The 18,517-nt window shown below is 74.7% G+C and carries 15 protein-coding genes; 12 read left to right on the top strand and 3 right to left on the bottom strand.

Annotated features, from left to right (window positions below; genetic code table 11):
• Nucleotides 1-71 precede the first annotated feature (71 nt).
• The 3 genes from ACT17Q_RS09750 to ACT17Q_RS09740 are packed head-to-tail and all read left to right on the top strand — an operon-like array spanning nt 72 to nt 2,236.
• Complete coding sequence (locus tag ACT17Q_RS09750) at nt 72-503, top strand: SAV_6107 family HEPN domain-containing protein (RefSeq protein ID WP_094179812.1); 432 nt, start codon at nt 72-74, stop codon at nt 501-503.
• Complete coding sequence (locus tag ACT17Q_RS09745) at nt 500-1,783, top strand: DNA polymerase IV (protein ID WP_094179813.1); 1,284 nt, start codon at nt 500-502, stop codon at nt 1,781-1,783. The genes ACT17Q_RS09750 and ACT17Q_RS09745 overlap by 4 nt, the downstream gene beginning before the upstream one ends.
• A 39-nt stretch (nt 1,784-1,822) precedes the next feature.
• Complete coding sequence (locus tag ACT17Q_RS09740; protein ID WP_094179814.1) at nt 1,823-2,236, top strand: DUF3040 domain-containing protein; 414 nt, start codon at nt 1,823-1,825, stop codon at nt 2,234-2,236.
• 132 nt (nt 2,237-2,368) lie between these two features.
• Here ACT17Q_RS09740 and ACT17Q_RS09735 read toward each other — a convergent pair whose 3' ends face one another.
• Genes ACT17Q_RS09735 through ACT17Q_RS09725 form a run of 3 tightly spaced genes read right to left on the bottom strand, consistent with a single transcriptional unit; the run spans nt 2,369 to nt 6,988 of the window.
• Nucleotides 2,369-4,738 (bottom strand): transglutaminase family protein, encoded by a 2,370-nt coding sequence (locus tag ACT17Q_RS09735; RefSeq protein ID WP_444662138.1) that lies wholly within the window; start codon nt 4,736-4,738, stop codon nt 2,369-2,371.
• Nucleotides 4,735-5,985 carry a DUF58 domain-containing protein gene (locus ACT17Q_RS09730; protein WP_094179816.1) on the bottom strand — a complete coding sequence of 417 codons (1,251 nt, stop codon included), beginning with the start codon at nt 5,983-5,985 and terminating at the stop codon, nt 4,735-4,737. The genes ACT17Q_RS09735 and ACT17Q_RS09730 overlap by 4 nt, the downstream gene beginning before the upstream one ends.
• A 1-nt stretch (nt 5,986) precedes the next feature.
• Nucleotides 5,987-6,988: an AAA family ATPase gene (locus ACT17Q_RS09725; RefSeq protein ID WP_141318572.1), complete on the bottom strand. Its 1,002-nt coding sequence runs from the start codon at nt 6,986-6,988 to the stop codon at nt 5,987-5,989.
• A 441-nt stretch (nt 6,989-7,429) separates the two neighbouring features.
• On the opposite strand from ACT17Q_RS09725, the gene mraZ reads away from it, so the two are divergent.
• The 9 genes from mraZ (at nt 7,430) to ftsW (ending at nt 18,507) form a co-directional block, all read left to right on the top strand.
• Nucleotides 7,430-7,867: a division/cell wall cluster transcriptional repressor MraZ gene (gene mraZ / locus ACT17Q_RS09720; protein ID WP_094182104.1), complete on the top strand. Its 438-nt coding sequence runs from the start codon at nt 7,430-7,432 to the stop codon at nt 7,865-7,867.
• Between the two features lie 182 nt (nt 7,868-8,049).
• The gene (gene rsmH, locus ACT17Q_RS09715) at nt 8,050-9,066 is read left to right on the top strand and encodes a 16S rRNA (cytosine(1402)-N(4))-methyltransferase RsmH (RefSeq protein WP_444662135.1); all 1,017 of its coding nucleotides are present in this window, start codon (nt 8,050-8,052) and stop codon (nt 9,064-9,066) included.
• Entirely contained in the window at nt 9,063-9,485 is a 423-nt protein-coding gene (locus ACT17Q_RS09710) for a hypothetical protein (RefSeq protein WP_094179819.1), read from the top strand. The genes rsmH and ACT17Q_RS09710 overlap by 4 nt, the downstream gene beginning before the upstream one ends.
• 83 nt (nt 9,486-9,568) lie before the next feature.
• On the top strand, nt 9,569-11,455 hold the full coding sequence (locus ACT17Q_RS09705; RefSeq protein ID WP_444662132.1) for a peptidoglycan D,D-transpeptidase FtsI family protein: 1,887 nt from the start codon (nt 9,569-9,571) through the stop codon (nt 11,453-11,455).
• 62 nt (nt 11,456-11,517) lie between these two features.
• Nucleotides 11,518-13,113 carry a UDP-N-acetylmuramoyl-L-alanyl-D-glutamate--2,6-diaminopimelate ligase gene (locus ACT17Q_RS09700; RefSeq protein ID WP_444662130.1) on the top strand — a complete coding sequence of 532 codons (1,596 nt, stop codon included), beginning with the start codon at nt 11,518-11,520 and terminating at the stop codon, nt 13,111-13,113.
• Entirely contained in the window at nt 13,110-14,600 is a 1,491-nt protein-coding gene (locus ACT17Q_RS09695) for a UDP-N-acetylmuramoyl-tripeptide--D-alanyl-D-alanine ligase (protein ID WP_094179821.1), read from the top strand. Before ACT17Q_RS09700 ends, ACT17Q_RS09695 begins: the two co-directional genes overlap by 4 nt.
• Complete coding sequence (gene mraY, locus ACT17Q_RS09690) at nt 14,597-15,679, top strand: phospho-N-acetylmuramoyl-pentapeptide-transferase (RefSeq protein WP_094179822.1); 1,083 nt, start codon at nt 14,597-14,599, stop codon at nt 15,677-15,679. The genes ACT17Q_RS09695 and mraY overlap by 4 nt, the downstream gene beginning before the upstream one ends.
• An 87-nt stretch (nt 15,680-15,766) precedes the next feature.
• Entirely contained in the window at nt 15,767-17,200 is a 1,434-nt protein-coding gene (murD, locus tag ACT17Q_RS09685) for a UDP-N-acetylmuramoyl-L-alanine--D-glutamate ligase (RefSeq protein ID WP_444665383.1), read from the top strand.
• 5 nt (nt 17,201-17,205) lie between these two features.
• Complete coding sequence (gene ftsW / locus ACT17Q_RS09680; protein WP_444665382.1) at nt 17,206-18,507, top strand: putative lipid II flippase FtsW; 1,302 nt, start codon at nt 17,206-17,208, stop codon at nt 18,505-18,507.
• Nucleotides 18,508-18,517 lie beyond the last annotated feature (10 nt).

The following is an 18,517-nucleotide window of genomic DNA, read 5'->3' as shown; positions in this document are numbered from 1 at the left end:
GGGTTGACGGGACTCGAACAGGCGTTCGATACTGGTTCCACAGGTGGGCGGTGAGAGATGAGGTGGCGGGCATGGCGGTGATCCACAGCGGACGCGCTCAGGAGCTGCTGGGGCGTGCCGACGCCGAGCTGCTCGCCGCCCAGTACTCGACCGAGCCGTGGGAGCGGCTCGGTCACGCGCACCTCGCCGGTCTGCGTGCCGGTGCGGCGGTCCTCGCGCGGCGGGGCACCCCGTCCGGGCGCGGCGCGCCGCGGACCGTCTGGGGGATGCTCACCCGGGTGGCCCCGGAGCTCGCCCCGCTCGCGCAGTTCTTCGCCGACGGTGCGGCGCTGCGCTCCGCGGTCGACGCCGGCCGGTTCGACCTCGTGGACGACGAGCGCGCGGAGCGGACGCTGTGCGCCGCGGAGGACCTCGTCGACGCCGCGCGCGAGCTCGTGCTCGCGGAGGACGCGGAGGCCGAGATCGGCACCGGTCCTCGGATGCTCGCCGTGCGGGCGTCATGAGCCGCGGTCCGCGCGCGGAGCACGTCCGGCGCGACTGGGGGTCGAGCGAGGACGGGTGCTCGGTCCTGCACGTCGACATGGACGCGTTCTTCGCGTCGGTCGAGCTCGCCCGTAGACCCCAGCTGCGCGGCCGACCCGTGATCGTGGGCGGCGCCGCGCGTGGCGTGGTGCTCGCCGCGACGTACGAGGCACGGGCGTACGGCGTCCACTCGGCGATGCCGATGACGGCCGCGCTGCGGCTGTGCCCGAAGGCCGTGGTCGTGCCACCCGACCACCGGGCCTACCACGAGGTGTCGGTCGGCGTGATGGAGGTGCTGTCGGACGTCACGGCGCTCGTGGAGCAGGTGAGCGTCGACGAGGCGTTCCTCGACGTCTCCGGCGCGCGGCGCCGGCTCGGCCCGCCGACGCAGATCGCCGCAGCCGTGCGCGAGACCGTGCACCGGCGTTACGGGATCACGTGCTCGGTCGGCATCGCGGCGACCAAGTTCGTCGCCAAGCTCGCGTCGGGGCACGCCAAGCCCGACGGCGTCCTGCTCGTCCCCAAGGCCGCGACCGTCGCCTTCCTGCGCGAGCTGCCCGTCGGTGCGCTCTGGGGCGTCGGCGAGCGCACCGAGGCGGCGCTCGCGCGGTGGGGGATCACGACGGTCGCGGAGCTCGCGGACTGCGACGTCGCGACGGTGCAGCGGGCGATCGGCAAGGTGGCCGGTGCACACCTGCACGACCTCGCGTGGGGCCGGGACCCGAGGCCGGTCCAGCCGGGACGCGAGGAGAAGTCGATCGGCTCGGAGGAGACGTTCGTCACGGACGAGCACGATCTCGGGGTCGTCCAGGCGAAGGCGTTGGACCTCTCCGACAGGTGTGCGCGTCGCCTGCGGCAGCGCGGGCTGGTCGGGCGGACGGTGACCGTGAAGGTCCGCACGTCGGACTTCCGTACGCTCACACGCTCGCGCACGCTCGCGACCCCCACGGACGTCGGACGCGAGATCTACCTCGCCGCGCGCACGCTCCTGGCGGGCGTGGACCTGCGGGGACTGCCCGTACGGCTGGTGGGTGTGCGGGTCGACTCGCTGTCCGCGGTCGCCGAGGCGGCGCTTCAGCCGACGCTCGACGACGTCGCCGGGGAGGGCCCAGGTCCGGCGCAGGCGCGGCGGGAGGCCGAGCGCGCTATGGACGAGGTGCGGGACCGGTTCGGGACGCTCGCGATCCGCTCCGGGGCGGCTCTCGACGCGCCGTCCACCGACCGCTCGACTACCACCTTCCAGGTGGCGGATCTATCCTGAACCCGACACGTTCGTCGACACAGACCATCGGGGGTCGGGATGCCTCTCTCTGAGTACGAGCAGCGCGTCCTGGAGCAGATGGAGCGCCAGCTCGCGTCCGACGACCCACGCCTGGCGAACACGCTCACCCAGCGCGGTCGGCGGGCTGTGGGGCGCTACGTCGTGGCCGGGATCGGTGCGGCTCTCGGGCTCCTGCTGCTCGTCATCGGCGCCGCCGGGAGCCTGCCCCTCCTCGGCGTGCTCGGCTTCATCGTCATGTTCGCCGCGGTCGCGTATGCGTTCGCGCGCCCGCACCGCGCCTCCGGGCCGACCGGGGTCGTCGCCGACGACGGCTCCGTGCGCAAGGCGTCGGGACACAAGCAGTCGCAGGGGCGCCGGCCCAAGGGGCAGGGCTTCATGGCACGCATGGAGGACCGCTGGGACCGCCGCCGCGGCGAGCACGGCGGCCTCTGATCCCGGCACGCCTCCCTTCCCGCCCTTTTCACGGCCCTCGGGACGTCTGGGAGTCGGCGGACCGACGGGCATGAGCGCCCGCCCCCGGTGACCCGGAGGCGGGCGCTCCGCAGTGTCAGCGGACGCGCGGTGTCAGTCGCCCGAACCGGTGTGCGCGTCCGCGCGCTCGGCCGGTCGCTGCGCCGCGCGCGAGCGCCGCGCGCGGCGCCCGCGTAGCCAGGCCGCACCGGGGAGGGAGCGCACGGTGTGCGCGACCGCCCCGGAGCGGGTCACGCCGGCCGCACGCACACCGGCCAGGACCCGCTCGACGTCCCCGGCCGCGGCGCCGGGGGTCGCCACCGGCGGCTGGGGGGCGTAGCGCGAGAGCTCGAGCGCGTGCGCGAGCTCGTGGAGCGCCGCGACCGCGTCGTCGCCGAGCGGCTGCCCGGCGAGCGCGGAGACCTGGCGTTGCACGGACGCCACGGCGGAGCGCGGCGTGGTCGCGGCGGACCAGCGGATCCCGAACCGTCCGAGCGAGCGTCGCAGCCGCGCCCAGGCCTGCTCGGGGGTGAGGTCGGCGAGCACGCGCGCGCGTCGCCGGGTGATGAGCGTGACGACCAGCGCGGCGAGCGCGAGGACGACGGCGACGGTCACGGCGACGGGGACCCAGGTGTCGTCCTGCGTGGCGCTCCCGGTGCGCGGTGCGGCGGTGGCCTGGCCGGTCGCGGCGGGACCGGGCTGGGCGGTGGGCAGCGCCTCCTGCGTGGGACGGGCGCCGCCACCCGTGTTGAGGAGCGGGTCGCTCCACGGCGGCGGCGCGCCGGTCTGGATGGCGGGCGTCGGCTCGAACCGCACCCAGCCGTGGCCCTCGAAGTACAGTTCGGGCCACGCGTGCGACTGCTGACCGGTGATGACGTAGGTGCCGTCGTCGGACGAGCCGGGCAGGAACCCGACGCCGACGCGCGCGGGGATGCCGATCGAGCGGGCCATCACGGTCATCGCGGTCGCGAACTGCACGCAGTAGCCCTGACGGGACTCCAGGAAGTCCCAGACGGCGTCGTCGGTCCGGGCGGGGGCGACGCGGGTGTCGTAGGTGAAGTTCGCCGCGGAGCGGAGGTACGACTGCAGGGCCATCGCGGACTCGTAGGGCGTGTCGGCCTCGCGGGTCAGCTCGACGGCGAGGTCGCGGATGTCCCCGGCGTGGGAGCTCGTGGGCACCTCGAGAGCGCGTGGGTCGCCCGGGTCGCCCACGCGGGCGTCGGCGAGGTCGTCGGCGGTGAGGGACGGGATCTCGACGACCATGGAGAACTGCTGGCCCTCGTACGTGTCGCCCGACCCGTCGACCTGGTCGCGCACGGGGTCGTACGTCCAGTCACCGTCGATCATGAGCGTCCGCGGGAAGACCGGGATGGGCAGCTGGTCGTCCTCGAGCGCGCCGACCTCCACGTCGACGACGGCGAGGGTCCCGCGCTCGGCGTCCGGCTCGGTGCCGAGGCGGTCCGGGTCGGGGGAGAGGAGGCCGGGGAGCGCCCCGATCTCGAGCGACCGGCCGGAGTCGGAGTCGGCATGCCACGAGCGTCCGTCGAAGGACAGGAGCGTCATGGCGCGCAGCGGGCCGACGGAGTTCGCGTTGACGGCGGGCGCGGCGGTCGTGCTCGGCGTGGGGGCGGGTGCGTCGTCGTCCTGGCCCGGCGCGTGGACCTGGTAGAGCAGCACGGCCCGGTCGGTGCGTCCGCCGAGGCTCGCGCGCACGTCGAGGTCGGCCGCGAGGTCGACGGGCCCGCCCGTGCCGGAGCCGAACTGCGGCAGTCCCCACGCCGACCAGCCGGGCAGGGCGGCGAGCACGGGGCCCGCGACGAGCGCGACGGCGACGACCGCGACCGCGGAGGCGGTCGCCCGCCCCGCACGCCGGGCGTTGTCGGCGCGGGTCTGCTGGGGCGCGACGCTCAGGGCGAGCAGGAGCAGGTAGACCAGGCCGGTCCAGAGGATCGCGGAGCCGCGGCCTGGGAACTCGAGCACGATCGTCGGGGTCCACATCGCGGCGAACGCGACGCCGGCGAGCGCGGGCATCGCGAGGCCGACGGCGAGCAGGTCGGCCGCGAGGAACACGAGCAGCGCGCCGACCGCGAGCAGCAGCTCGAGCGGTCGCACGACGTCGACGGGGACGACCGCGACCTCGACGAGGTGCACACCCTGCGACCACAGGGCGCTGGTGCGCTCCCACGACGAGAGGTCGGGCACGAGCTGCAGGCGTCCGGGCGGTGCCCCGTACCGCAGCAGCACGGCGACGGTGGCGACGACGAGCCCGACCACGGTCGGGACCCACACGGCGCGGGTCACGGACCGCACGACGGCGACCGCCGCGGCGGTGACGAGCAGGAGCAGGACGACGGGCCCGCGCCACGGCACGGTGCCGAGCAGGTTGGTGAGCGCGTGCAGGGACGTGATGGTCCCGAGCACGCACAAGGCGGTGGTGGCGACGGCGCGCCACCCGCGCGGCGGGGTCGTGTGCAGGGGGCTCATCGCGCGCTCCCGAGCAGTCGCAGCCAGCAGTCGAGCAGGGGTTCGCCGGGGGCGGCCTCGCATGCGCGCCACCCGGCGCGCTGCAGCGCGTCGACGGTCGCTCGCGCGTCGCGCTGCCCGCCGGTCTGCTGCGGGTCGCTGCGCACGACGGCCCAGCCCTGCGCGGTGTCCGCGACGTGCGCGAGGGCGGTGCGGGCGCCGGCGCCGAGCGGCCCGAGCACGCCGAGGACGATCTCGCCCCCGGCCTCGGTGCTCTCGAGCAGGTGCGCCCCCGCGACGAGCCGCGCCTGAGCCTCGTTGGAGGTGCGCGGCGCCTCGAGGTCGACCGTGCGGTCGAGCAGCGCGGCGCGCGCGCCGTCGTGCCGCGTGTGCAGGAACGGCACGCCGGTCGTGGTGCTGTGCGCGCCGACGCCGTCGAGGAGGCGCACGGGGTGGCCCGCGTCGAGCATCGCGAGCGCGATGGACGCCGCGAGCGAGATCGTCCACTCGAGGTGCGTGCCGCGGTACGGCAGGTCGAGCAGGACGGACACGGGGCGCATCCCGGCGCGCTCGTCGGACCGCACGAGCAGCTCGCCGCGGCGCGCGCTGCTGCGCCAGTGCACGCGGCGCAGGTCGTCGCCCTCGCGGTAGTCGCGCAGGGACGCGTCGTCGGTCGACGGGGAGCGGGCGCCGAGCGCGACGCGGTCGGGCTCGCCGACGAGCACATCGGTCGGCGCCGGCAGCGGGACGACCGTCGGCCACACGGTGACCTCGGCCTGCTCGCCGAGCGTGGTGGTGCTCGCGACGGTGCCGAACAGGTCGGTCCTGGTCACGACGAGCGGTCCGAGCGGCCACCGCCCGCGGCGTGCCGTCTGCACGCCGTAGGACACGACGACCGAGCCGGGGGAGCGGTGCACCCGGGCGCGCAGCGGGCGTCCCGCGGACAGCTCGGTGGCGGCCTGCTCGGCGAACTTCAGCCCCGCCAGCCGGGCGCGTCCCGACGGGTCCGAGGAGGTGATGTGGACCTCGACGCCGACGCGCTCGCCCGCGTGCACCGGGTTGGGCGTCACCACGCGCCGCACGCCCAGGGGGCGCCGCGTGCCGCCCGCGTCGAGCCAGGCGACGAGCCCGGCGGCCGCCGCGACGACGACGAGCGCGACCGCGCCGATGCGGACGAGGTCGCGCGACCCGGCGCCGATCCCGAGCAGGACGAGGACCAGACCGGTCGCGCCGAGCGCCCAGCCGCGCAGCGTGGGCTGCAGCCGCATGTCAGACCGCGCGCCGCGCGCCCACGCCCGCGACGTCGGCGGTCGGCACCGCGACGCGCGCGACGAGGCCCTCGACGATCGACTCGGTCGACCGCCCGGACAGCCGGGACTCGGTGCTGGGCAGGAGCCGGTGGGCGAGCACGGACGGCGCGAGCTGCTGCACGTCGTCGGGGAGCACGTGGTCACGGCCGTCGATCGCCGCGAGCCCCTTGGCGGCGCGCAGGAGCTGGATCGCGGCGCGCGGCGACGCGCCGAGGCGGAGCCCGGGCTCCTCGCGCGTGGCGCCGACGAGGTCGACGACGTACCGCTTGACGGCGGCCGACGCGTACAGCCGACGCGTGACGTCGACGAGCCGGGCGACGTGCTCCGCGTCGGTGACGGGCTTGAGGCCGGCGAGCGGGTCGGACGCCTCCTGCTGGTCGAGCATGGCGAGCTCGGCCTCGACGCTCGGGTACCCGACCGTGAGGCGCGCCATGAACCGGTCGCGCTGCGCCTCGGGGAGCGGGTAGGTCCCCTCCATCTCGACGGGGTTCTGCGTCGCGACGACGAAGAAGGGCCGCGGCAGGCGGTAGGTGCGGCCGTCGACGGTCGCCTGGCCCTCCTGCATGCACTCGAGCAGCGCGGACTGGGTCTTGGGCGACGCGCGGTTGATCTCGTCGCCGATGACGACGTGCGCGAAGACCGGGCCGGGCCGGAACTCGAACTCGTTGGTCTGCGCCCGGAAGATGTTGACGCCCGTGAGGTCGCTCGGCATGAGGTCGGGCGTGAACTGGATGCGTCCGACGGTGCAGTCGATCGTCCGGGCCAGGGCCTTGGCGAGCGTGGTCTTGCCCACCCCGGGCACGTCCTCGAGGAGCAGGTGCCCCTCGGCCAGCAGCACGGCGAGCGTGGTGCGGACGAGCTCGGGCCGTCCTGTCACGACGTGCTCGATGGCGGAACGCATCCGGTCGGTCGTCCCGACGAGGTCGGTGAGCTCGTCGGACGAGGGAACGGACTGCAGCATGGGCGCCTCCTTGCGGTCGGGTCCGAGCCTACGGTGCGGCTCGCCGGTCGCGGGACGACTCGGGCGGACTTCCACCCGGGGGTGGGTCCCCACTTCCCTCCACGTGCGCGCCACGACACGCAGCCGGGGCACGGGACATACCCGGACAGAGCGGGACGAGGCGGCCCTGACGGCACGGCGGGTGGGCGCTTGCCCGGCGAAACAGGACGCGTGTCGGAAATCTTCCTCCACTCCTCACCACCGGTGCTGACCTGCGCAAACGCTGCGCCACGAGGGTGAAACCGCCGATTTTCGACGTGCTTGTGGAGGGAAGTGGAGTACCGTGGAGGCACGTGGTGAGGCGGGGAGCAGGTCCCCTCCGGGCGGTTCCCCCGCCGCCGCGTCGGCTGCTCGGAGGGAGGCGTGGTGTCGCATGAGACGGTCGGCGTCCTCGGCTCCGGCATGCCCTTCCTGGGCACCTACACGCCGCGTCTCGACGACAAGGGGCGGCTCATCCTCCCGGCCAAGTTCCGGCCCCAGCTCGCACAGGGTCTGGTCATGACGCGGGGTCAGGAGCGGTGCCTGTTCCTGCTGCCGCTCGACGAGTTCCGCCGCTACCACGACCAGCTCCGGCAGGCGCCCGTGACGAGCAAGCAGGCCCGCGACTACCTGCGCGTGTTCCTGTCCGGCGCGAACGACGAGCTGCCCGACAAGCAGGGGCGCGTGTCGATCCCGCCGATGCTCCGCCAGTACGCGGGCCTCGACCGCGACGTCGCCGTGATCGGCGCCGGGACGCGCGTCGAGATCTGGGACCTGCAGGCCTGGGAGACCTACCTCGCCGAGCAGGAGGCCGGCTACGCCGACGCGACCGAGGAGGTCTTCCCGCAAGGGCGGTGGTGACCCACCGGTCCCGCACGTGCCCGGCTCCCGCCCGACGAGATCTCCTCCCGACCGCTCTGCCGCACTTCCCCGCGGCAGAGGGCCGGTGGGGGATCTGGTCGGACGGCGGAGGGGCCGCCCGACCATCACCCACCCACAACCGCAACCACACCCGCACCCGCGACCGACGAGAGGAGGAGCACGTGGACACCCCGACGAACCCCGACGCACGCGGCGCGGCCGAGCGGCACGTGCCCGTCCTGCTCGAGCGGTGCCTGGAGCTGCTCGCCCCCGCGCTCGAGGTCGAGGGCGCGGTCATGGTCGACTCCACGCTCGGCATGGGCGGGCACACCGAGGGCGTGCTGCGCCGGTTCCCGCACGTGCGGGTCGTCGGCCTCGACCGGGACCCGCAGGCGATCGCGCTCGCGAGCGAGCGGCTCGCGCCGTTCGGCGACCGGTTCACGGGCGTGCACGCGGTGTACGACGAGATCCGCGACGTGCTCGCGGACCTGTCGATCCCCGCGGTGCAGGGCGTGCTCATGGACCTCGGCGTCTCGTCGCTGCAGCTGGACGAGGTCGAGCGCGGCTTCTCCTACGCCCAGGACGCGCCGCTCGACATGCGCATGGACGCCACGACCGGCCCGACGGCCGCGGACGTCCTCAACACGTACGACGAGCGCGACCTGGCGCGCGTGCTGCGCACGTACGGCGAGGAGCGGTTCGCCCCGCGGATCGCCCGGGCGATCGTGCGGGCACGCGCGACGGCACCGCTCGCACGCACGCACGAGCTCGTCGACCTCGTGCGCGCCGCGATCCCCGCGGCGGCCCGCGCGACCGGCGGGCACCCGGCCAAGCGCACGTTCCAGGCGCTGCGCATCGAGGTCAACCACGAGCTCGACGCGCTGGCGCGGGCGCTGCCCGAGTCGGTCGAGGCCCTCGCGGTCGGCGGCCGGATCGTCGTCGAGGCGTACCAGTCGCTCGAGGACCGGATGGTGAAGCAGACGTTCGCGCTCGGCGCGAGCGTGAGCGCACCACCCGACCTGCCGGTGGTCCCGGACACGCACCAGCCGTACCTGCGGCTGGTGACCCGCGGAGCGGAGGAGGCCGACGAGGCCGAGCTCGCCCGCAACCCCCGTTCGCAGTCGGTGCGGCTGCGCGCGGCAGAACGTCTTCGCACCACACCGGACCACCTGCGTCCCGCACCGAGGAGGGCAGCATGAGCGCCAGCAGCGCAGCACGCGCGTACCCCGCTCCGGCCCGCCCGTACGGCGCCACCGCCGCGCCGGCCCCCGCACGTCAGCCGGCGGCGCCGCGCCTGCGGCTCGTGCGCGCGCCGTCGCACGCCCGCACGCGGGTGCCGTTCGTGCTCGTGTGCATGGGCGTCCTCGCCGCGGCGCTGCTCGGTGCGCTGCTGCTCAACACGCAGATGGCGAAGAACTCGTACGAGAAGTACGACCTGGGGATCGAGCTGGGTCGCCTCGACCAGGACGCCAAGGACCTGTCCGCGGCGCTCGACGCGAAGGGCTCGCCGGCCGAGCTAGCGAAGTCGGCGGGCGCGCTCGGGATGGTCCCGTCGGAGGGCACGGGCTGGATCCGGCTCTCCGACGGCACGGTGCAGGGCGCCGCCGGCGGGCGCTGATGACGGACGTCTCCGCGCGGCCGGGTTCCCGTACCCCGCGTGGCGGTCCGGGCGCCCGGACCGCCAGCAGGCACAGTGGCTCCGTGAGCTCCACGACGGCGCGTCGGCCGCCCGCCGGGCGTCAGCCCACGCGCGAGACGGTCGAGACCGTCCGCGCGGGGGCGCGTCCGGGTGCCGCCGCGCCTCGGGGCAGGGGGGCGACGAGCCCCCCGATCGTGGTCCCGCGGCCGCCGCGGCCCGGACGCGCGGGGCGGCGGGCTCGCCTCGTCGTGCTCGCCGTCGCGGTCGTCCTGGTCGTCGCCGTGTTCGCCGGACGGCTGGTGTACGTGCAAGCGGTCCGCGGGCCGTCCGTCGCCCAGCAGGCGCGCGACGAGCGCCTGTCGACCATCTCGATCATCGGAGCACGGGGGCAGATCACGGACCGGGACGGCGTCGCGCTCGCGACGTCCGTGGAGCGGTACGACATCTCGGTGAACCAGCGCCTGGTGGGCGAGTACCGCGGCAAGGGTGCGCCCGACGACCCGGACGGCGCGCTGGGCGTCGCGAAGCGGCTCGCGCCGCTGCTCGGGGCGGACGCCGCGGTGCTGGGGGGCGAGCTCGTCGGCACGCGGAGCTTCAAGTACCTCCAGAAGGGCGTGCTCCCGCAGGTGGCGCGCGAGATCTTCGCGATGCGGCTGCCGGGCATCAACGTGGACAAGGTCGCGGACCGCGTGTATCCCAACGGTCCGCTCGCGGGGAACATCATCGGCTTCGTGAACTCCAACGGGCAGGGGCTGGAGGGGCTCGAGGCGTCGCTCGACGACCGTCTCAAGGGGACGCCGGGGACCGAGGTGTTCGAGCGCGGCGCCAAGGGCCAGCAGGTCCCCGGCGGGTACTTCGAGGGCACTCCGGCCACGCAGGGAGACTCCGCGACCCTCACGATCGACTCCGACATCCAGTGGAAGGCGGAGAGCCTGCTCAACGAGCAGGTCGCCGCGACCGGCTCCGACTCCGGCACGATCGTCGTGATGGACGTGCGCACGGGCGAGGTGCTCGCGCTCGCCGACTCCGGCACGCGGGACCCGAACAAGCCGGGCGACTCGGCGGGCGGCTCGCTCGCACCGTCCGTCTCCAACGTGTTCGAGCCGGGCTCGACGGGCAAGGTCATCACGATGGCGGCGGTGCTCGAGGAGGGCCTCGTCACGCCGACGGACCGGTGGACCGTGCCGTACCAGCTGACGGTCGAGAACGGCCAGACGTTCAAGGACTCGCACGAGCACGAGACGCAGCACCTGACGACCGCGGGCGTGCTCGCCGAGTCGTCCAACACCGGCACGGTGCAGATCGGCTCCAAGCTGACCGTCGACCAGCGCTACCGGTGGCTGGAGCGGTTCGGGTTCGGCTCCCGGACGGGCATCGACCTGGCGGGGGAGTCCGCGGGTCTGTTCGGCGACCGCAACAACGCGCGCACGCCGTACGTGGTGCTCTTCGGGCAGGGCGTCTCGGTGAACGCGATCCAGGCGACGCAGGTGCTGGCGACCGTCGCGAACGACGGGGTCCGGGTGCAGCCGCACGTCGTCAAGGGCTGGACCGCGCCCGACGGGACGTTCACCGCGTCGAAGAAGGCAGCCCGCACGCGCATCATCTCCCAGGAGACCGCGGCGACGGTGATGACGATGCTCGAGTCGGTCGTCGACGAGGGGACCGGCTCGACGGCGTCGATCCCGGGCTACCGCGTGGCCGGGAAGACCGGCACGGCGCAGAACTGGATCAACGGCGGCAAGCAGGGCATCACGGCGTCGTTCATCGGGGTCGTCCCCGCGGACGAGCCGCGGCTCGCGATCAGCGTGATCCTGCACAACCCGCGGACCTCGGAGTACGGCAGCGTCGTCGCGGCGCCGGTGTTCAGCAAGATCGGTGCGTACGCGCTGAGCGAGCTGGGCGTCCCGCCCTCGGGGACCAAGGCCACGCTGTTCCCCACGACGTGGTGAGCCCGGCCACGGCGGTGGCCGGCGGCGCGTCGGGGGACGGTGTCCACGGTAGATTCCTCCCCATGACCTCGACGGCACGGATGCGACCCACGCGTCCCGCCGACCTCCCCCTCGCTGCTCTGGTGGACGCGTTCTCGCTGGTCAGCGTCGGGGCGGACATCGCGGGCACCACGGTCCACGGCGTGACCGTGGCGTCCGACGACGTCGGCACCGGTGAGCTGTTCGTGGCCGTGGCGGGCGCACGCGTGCACGGGGCTCGGTTCGCGGCGCAGGCCGTCGACGCCGGGGCCGTGGCGGTCGTCACCGACGCCGCGGGCGTGGCCGAGCTGGGGGACCTCGCGCAGCGGGTCCCCGTCCTGCTCGCCGACGACCCGCGCGCGCTCGCCGGACCGCTCGCCGCGCACGTCGCGGGGGACCCCGCGCAGCACCTGCGCACGGTGGGCGTGACGGGCACCAACGGCAAGACGACCACGACCTACTTCGTCGACGCGGCGCTGCGGGCGGTCCACCCCACCACGGCCGTGCTCGGTACGGTCGAGCTGCGCATCGGGTCGCAGGCGATCGAGAGCCCGCGCACCACGGTCGAGGCCCCCGTGCTGCAGCACGTCCTGGCGCTCGCCGTCGAGCGCGGCGCGACCGCCGTCGCGATGGAGGTCTCGTCGCACGCGCTCGCGCTGCACCGCGTCGCGGGCACGACGTTCGACGTCGTCGGCTTCACGAACCTGCAGCGCGACCACCTCGACTTCCACGGCGACATGGAGGGCTACTTCCGCGACAAGGCGCGGCTGTTCGAGCCGGGTCAGGCGCGTCGCGGCGTCGTCGTGGTCGACGACGAGTGGGGCCGTCGGCTCGTGCGCGAGGCGCGGATCCCGGTGGAGTCCCTCGCCACGCACGTGGGCGACCCCGCGGCGGCGGAGGCGGACTGGGCGGTCGTATCGGCCGACGTCGGGCTCGACGGCGTGGGCTCGACGTTCACGCTGCGCGGCCCGGACGGCACCGAGCACGTGGCCGCGAGCCCGCTGCCGGGCCTCGTCAACGTGTCCAACGCCGCGCTCGCGATCGTGCTCGCCCACGCGGCGGGCGTCGACCTGGCGACGGCGATCGACGCGGTCGGCGGCGCGCACGCCGTGCCCGGCCGGATGGAGCGCGTCATCGAGCGCGCGCCCGGCCGCCCCCTGGGCATCGTCGACTACGCGCACACGCCCGACGCGCTCGTCCTCGCGCTCGAGGCCGTGCGGCCGATCACGCCCGGCCGGCTCGTCATCGTGTTCGGCTCCGACGGCGACCGGGACCGCGGCAAGCGCCCGATCATGGGCGAGATCGCCGCCCGGCTCGCCGACGTCCTCGTCGTGACCGACGAGAACCCTCGCTCGGAGGACCCGGGCGAGATCCGCGCCGCCATCCTGGCCGGCGTGCGTCAGGTGCGGCCCGACCTGGCGGACGTGCACGAGGTGTCCCCACGCGCCCAGGCGCTGCGCCTCGGCGTCGCGCTCGCGGGCGAGGGGGACACCGTGATCGTCACGGGCAAGGGCCACGAACCGACCCAGGAGATCGCCGGAGTGTTCCACCGGTACAACGACCGAGACGTCTACCTGCAGGCCGTCGCCGACGGCCTGGCGGACGCACCGCCGCTGCCCGCCGCGGGCGGTGCCGCGTGATCGCGCTGACCGCCGCGCAGATCGCGGAGGCGACCGGCGGGACGTTGCACGGCGTCGCGCACGCGCAGGTGGTGGCGGGCGCCGTCGTCACGGACTCGCGCGACGTCGAGCCGGGCGGGCTGTTCGTCGCGCTGCCCGGGGAGCACGTGGACGGTCACGACTTCGCGGCCGCGGCCGTGGCGGCGGGCGCCGCCGCGGTGCTGGCCGCGCGTCCCCTCACGGGTGAGGACGGCTCGGCGCTCCCGACGGTCGTCGTGCCCGACGTCGAGGTCGCGCTGGGCGACCTCGCGCGCGACGTGCTCGCGCAGCTGCGCGAGGCCGCGCTCGCGCCCGGCGGCTCCGGGCTGCGCGTCGTCGGCGTCACGGGCTCGGTCGGCAAGACGACGACGAAGGACCTGCTCGCGCAGCTGTGCGGCGCGGCCGGCCCGACGGTCGCACCGGTGCGGTCCTTCAACAACGAGATCGGGCTGCCGCTGACGGTGCTGCGCGCCGACGAGAGCACGCGCTTCCTGGTGCTCGAGATGGGTGCCTCCGGCCCGGGTCACCTCACGTACCTCACCCGCATCGCGCCGCCGGACGTCGCCGTGGTGCTCGTCGTCGGGCACGCGCACCTCGGCGGGTTCGGGGGCGGGATCGAGGACGTCGCACGGGCGAAGTCCGAGATCGTCCAGGGGCTCCTGCCCGAGGGTGTCGCGGTGCTCAACGCGGACGACCCGCGCGTCGTCGCGATGGCCGCGCTCGCACCCGGCGAGGTCGTGACGTTCGGCCAGTCCCAGGGTGCCTGGGTGCGCGCCACCGACGTGCGCGTCGACCGCGCGGGCCGTGCGCGCTTCACGCTCGTCGTCGGCGACGGGACGCCCGAGCGCGCGCAGGCGGACGTCGCGCTGCGGCTCGTGGGGGAGCACCACGTGCACAACGCGCTGGCGGCCGCGGCCGCGGCGCTCACCGCCGGCCTGACGCTCGACGAGGTCGCGACCGGGCTGTCCGGCGCGGACGCGCTGTCGCCGCACCGCATGCACGTCGTCGACCGCGCCGACGGCGTGACGGTCATCGACGACTCGTACAACGCCAACCCCGACTCGATGCGCGCCGCGCTCAAGGCGCTCGCGGTCGTCGCCGGCCGGGACCGGCGCTCCATCGCCGTGCTCGGCGAGATGCTCGAGCTCGGTGACGGCTCGCGCGAGGCGCACGACGCGATCGGTCGGCTCGCGGTGCGCCTCAACATCGGTCTGACGGTCGTGGTGGGCGAGGGCGCGCGGGCGATCCGCGACGGCGCCAACCACGAGGGCAGCTGGGGGGACGAGGTCGCGCTCGCGGACGACGTGGACGCCGCAGCGGCGTTCCTGGCCGACGAGCTGCGCGCGGGCGACGTCGTGCTCGTGAAGTCGTCGTACGGCGCGGGCCTGTGGCGGCTCGGTGACATCCTCACGGCCGACCCGGCCGCGACGGCCGGGACGGACGAACCGGCGGGGGTGAGCGGCTCGTGAGGGCCGTCCTCATCTCGGGCGGTGTCGCGATGCTCGTCGCGCTGCTCGGGACGCCGCTGTTCATCCGGTTCCTCGTGCGCCGGCAGTACGGGCAGTTCATCCGCCAGGACGGACCGACCGCGCACTTCACCAAGCGCGGCACGCCGACCATGGGCGGCGTCGTCATCATCGGCGCGACGCTGCTCGGCTGGGCGGCCGCGCTGCTGCTCACCGGCACCGAGCCGTCGGTGTCCGAGATCCTCGTGCTGTTCCTCATGACGGGGCTCGGGCTCGTCGGCTTCCTCGACGACTTCATCAAGATCAGCCGGCAGCGCAGCCTCGGCCTCAAGGCCCGGTGGAAGATCGTCGGCCAGGGGCTCGTGGGGGTCGCGTTCGCCGTCGCGGCGCTGCAGTTCCCGAACGACCTGTTCCGCACGCCCGCGTCGACCAAGATCTCGTTCATCCGCGACACGGGCATCGACCTGGCGTTCGCGGGCGCGACGATCGGCCTGATCCTGTTCGTGATCTGGGCGAACTTCCTCATCACGGCGTGGTCCAACGCGGTGAACCTCACCGACGGTCTCGACGGTCTCGCCACGGGTGTCTCGCTGATCGTGTTCGGCGCGTACGTCGTCATCTGCGTGTGGCAGTTCAACCAGTCGTGCCAGATCCTCGGCTCCGCGGGACCGCGCTGCTACGAGACGCGCGACCCGCTCGCGCTCGCGGTCGTCGCCGCGGCGATCACCGGTGCGTGCTTCGGGTTCCTGTGGTGGAACGCGAGCCCCGCCAAGATCTTCATGGGCGACACCGGCTCCCTCGCGCTCGGCGGCGCGCTCGCGGGCCTGTCGATCCTCACGCGCACCGAGATCCTCGCGGCGGTCGTCGGCGGCCTGTTCGTGCTCGAGGTGCTGTCCGACGTCATCCAGATCGGGTTCTTCAAGATGACCGGGCGGCGCGTGTTCAAGATGGCGCCGCTGCACCACCACTTCGAGCTCGGCGGCTGGGGCGAGGTCACGATCGTGATCCGGTTCTGGATCATCGCCGGGCTGTTCGTCGCGCTCGGGGTCGGGATCTTCTACGGCGAGTGGGTGGCCGGCTAGGTGACGCAGGGACCTGACCAGGCAGGGCCCGACGCCGCGGCGCGGCGCCCGCTCGACCTCGAGGGCGCTCGCGTCGTCGTCGCCGGCATGGGGGTGTCCGGGCGCGCGGCGGCGGAGGTGCTCGCGGCGCGCGGCGCGCGCGTCGTGCCGGTCGACGACGCGTCCGACGAGGCCGTCTCGAGCGCCGAGTACCTCGCGGGCGGTGGGCTCGCGCGCGCGGACCTCGTCGTGACCTCGCCCGGGCTCGCACCGCACCACCCGCTGCTCGCGGCCGCCGCCGCCCAGGGGACGCCGGTGTGGAGCGAGGTCGAGCTCGCGTGGCGGGTGCGCGTGCCCGGGCCGTCCGGGGCACCCGCACCGTGGCTCGCGCTCACGGGCACCAACGGCAAGACGACGACGGTGGGGATGCTCGAGTCGGTCCTGACGGCCGCGGGGCGCAACGCGCTCGCGGTCGGCAACGTCGGCACGCCGATCGTGCACGCGGTGACGGACCCGACGCTCGACGTGCTCGCGGTCGAGCTGTCGAGCTTCCAGCTGCACTACACGCACAGCATGTCCGCCCGGGCGGCCGCCGTCCTCAACGTCGCGGCCGACCACCTCGACTGGCACGGCTCGCTCGAGGCGTACGCGGCCGACAAGGCACGTGTCTACGAGCGCGCGCAGCTCGCGTGCGTCTACAACGTCGCCGACCCGCGCACGGAGCAGATGGTGCGGGACGCGGACGTCGTCGACGGCGCGGTCGCCGTGGGGTTCACGCTCGGCACGCCCGCCGTGGGCCAGATCGGCCTCGTCGAGGACGTGCTCGTCGACCGCGGCTTCGCGCGGCTGCGGCACACGCACGCCGCCGAGCTCGGCACGCTCGACGACCTCGCGGCGCTCGCCGGACCCGACGCCACGGTGCCGCCGCACGTCGTCGCCGACGCGCTCGCGGCCGCGGCGCTCGCGCTCGCGCACGGCGTCGAGCCCGCGCACGTGCGCGAGGGACTGCGCTCGTTCGCCCCCGGTCACCACCGCATCGAGACGGTCGCCAGGCAGATGCTCACGGTCGACGGCCGGTCCGTGGACGTCAGCTACGTCGACGACTCGAAGGCCACGAACGCGCACGCCGCGGCCGCGTCGCTCGGGGCTTTCCCGCCCGGGAGCGTCGTGTGGGTCGCGGGCGGGCTCGCCAAGGGCGCCCGGTTCGACGACCTCGTGCGCGCGCGTCGTGACCGCCTCGCGGGAGTCGTCCTCATCGGTGCGGACCGTGAGCCGCTGCGTGACGCGCTCGCCCGACACGCGCCCGAGGTCCCCGTGGTCGAGATCGTCCCCGGTGAGACTGGGGACGTGATGACCTCCGCCGTGACCGCCGCGCGCACCCTCGTGCGTCCCGGGCCAGCGACCGGCACGACCGTGCTGCTCGCGCCCGCCTGCGCGTCCATGGACCAGTTCGCCTCGTACGCCGCGCGCGGTGACGCGTTCGCCGCGGCCGCACGTGCGGCGGTGGGCGAGGGAGGCGAGCGGGCGGGCGGACGCGCGTGAGCGCCGTGCCGCAGGACGCCGCCGCCGAGACGGCGTCCGCCCGCGCGCGCGGTTCGCTGCTCGGCCACTGGAACAGCGTCGTCACGAGCTACTACGTGCTCATCGGTGCGAGCGCGCTGCTCCTGGTGATCGGCCTGGTCATGGTCCTGTCGAGCTCGAGCGTCGAGTCCCTGGACAAGAACGGCAACGCGTACGCCGTGTTCCTCGACCAGGCGAAGTTCGCGCTCGTGGGGCTGCCGATCGCGATCGTGCTGTCGCGGTTGCCCGTGCGGTTCTTCAAGCGGATCGCGTGGCCGGCGCTGGGTGCCGCGGTCGCGTTCCAGTCGCTCGTGTTCCTCGGGCTGGGCACCGGCGCGGGCGGGAACACCAACTGGGTGCGACTGCCCGGCGGCATCACCGCCCAGCCGTCGGAGACGATCAAGCTCGCGCTCGCGCTGTGGCTCGGTGCCGTGCTCGCGCGCAAGCAGCCGTACCTCGAGCAGTGGAAGCACGTGTTCGTCCCGGCCGTCCCGGTCGCGGGGCTCGCGATCGGCGCGGTCCTGCTGGGGCACGACCTGGGTACCGCGCTCGTGCTGTGCGTCCTGGTCGCGGGCGCGATGTTCGTCGCGGGCGTGCCGCTGCGCATGTTCGCGGTGGCGGGTGCGCTCGCCGGGGCCGCCGTGGCGGCGCTCGTCCTGCTCAGCCCGAACCGCATGCAGCGCATCGGCAGCTGGCTCGGGGGCGACGAGTGCTCGGCGTCGGCCGACTGCTACCAGACGCTGCACGGCAGCTGGGGGTTGGCGAGCGGCGGGATCGGCGGGCTGGGGCTCGGGCAGAGCCGCGAGAAGTGGTCGTACCTGCCCGCGGCCCACAACGACTTCATCTTCGCGATCCTCGGCGAGGAGCTGGGCCTGGTGGGCACGCTCATCGTGCTCGGCCTGTTCGGCCTGCTGGCGTTCGCGATGATCCGCGTCATCAGCCGCCACCCCGACCCGTTCGTCAAGGTCGCCACCGGCGCGGTCCTCGCGTGGATCGTCGGCCAGGCATTCGTCAACATCGCCGTCGTCATCGGCCTCGCGCCCGTCATCGGCGTGCCGCTCCCGCTCGTGTCGGCGGGCGGCTCGGCGCTCATCATGACGCTCGCGGCGCTCGGCGTCGTCATCGCGTTCGCGCGCGACGAGCCCGGGGCGGCGGACGCGCTCGCGGCGCGCGCGGGCGCCGTGCGACGCTCGCTCGCGGTCGTCGGGCTCGGCCGGGGCCCCGCGCGCCCCGACCGGTCGCGCACGGCCGCATCTTCCACGACGTCGAGAGGTGGTGGACGTGCCTGACGCACGCCCC

The sequence above is a fragment of the Cellulomonas sp. CW35 genome (assembly GCF_052378485.1).
Taxonomy (GTDB): domain Bacteria; phylum Actinomycetota; class Actinomycetes; order Actinomycetales; family Cellulomonadaceae; genus Cellulomonas; species Cellulomonas uda.
The sequence above is the reverse complement of the archived record's forward strand: the minus strand, read 5'-3'. Positions and strand labels throughout refer to the sequence as shown.

What these genes read in the sequence shown, in the direction of transcription:
- ACT17Q_RS09700 (WP_444662130.1), top strand. Translation starts at nt 11,518, where the DNA reads ATGACCTCGACGGCACGGATGCGACCCACGCGTCCCGCCGACCTCCCC.
- ACT17Q_RS09750 (WP_094179812.1), top strand. Translation starts at nt 72, where the DNA reads ATGGCGGTGATCCACAGCGGACGCGCTCAGGAGCTGCTGGGGCGTGCC.
- ACT17Q_RS09745 (WP_094179813.1), top strand. Translation starts at nt 500, where the DNA reads ATGAGCCGCGGTCCGCGCGCGGAGCACGTCCGGCGCGACTGGGGGTCG.
- ACT17Q_RS09735 (WP_444662138.1), bottom strand. Translation starts at nt 4,738, where the DNA reads ATGAGCCCCCTGCACACGACCCCGCCGCGCGGGTGGCGCGCCGTCGCC.
- ACT17Q_RS09725 (WP_141318572.1), bottom strand. Translation starts at nt 6,988, where the DNA reads ATGCTGCAGTCCGTTCCCTCGTCCGACGAGCTCACCGACCTCGTCGGG.
- ACT17Q_RS09730 (WP_094179816.1), bottom strand. Translation starts at nt 5,985, where the DNA reads ATGCGGCTGCAGCCCACGCTGCGCGGCTGGGCGCTCGGCGCGACCGGT.
- mraZ (WP_094182104.1), top strand. Translation starts at nt 7,430, where the DNA reads ATGCCCTTCCTGGGCACCTACACGCCGCGTCTCGACGACAAGGGGCGG.
- murD (WP_444665383.1), top strand. Translation starts at nt 15,767, where the DNA reads ATGGGGGTGTCCGGGCGCGCGGCGGCGGAGGTGCTCGCGGCGCGCGGC.
- ACT17Q_RS09740 (WP_094179814.1), top strand. Translation starts at nt 1,823, where the DNA reads ATGCCTCTCTCTGAGTACGAGCAGCGCGTCCTGGAGCAGATGGAGCGC.
- ACT17Q_RS09710 (WP_094179819.1), top strand. Translation starts at nt 9,063, where the DNA reads ATGAGCGCCAGCAGCGCAGCACGCGCGTACCCCGCTCCGGCCCGCCCG.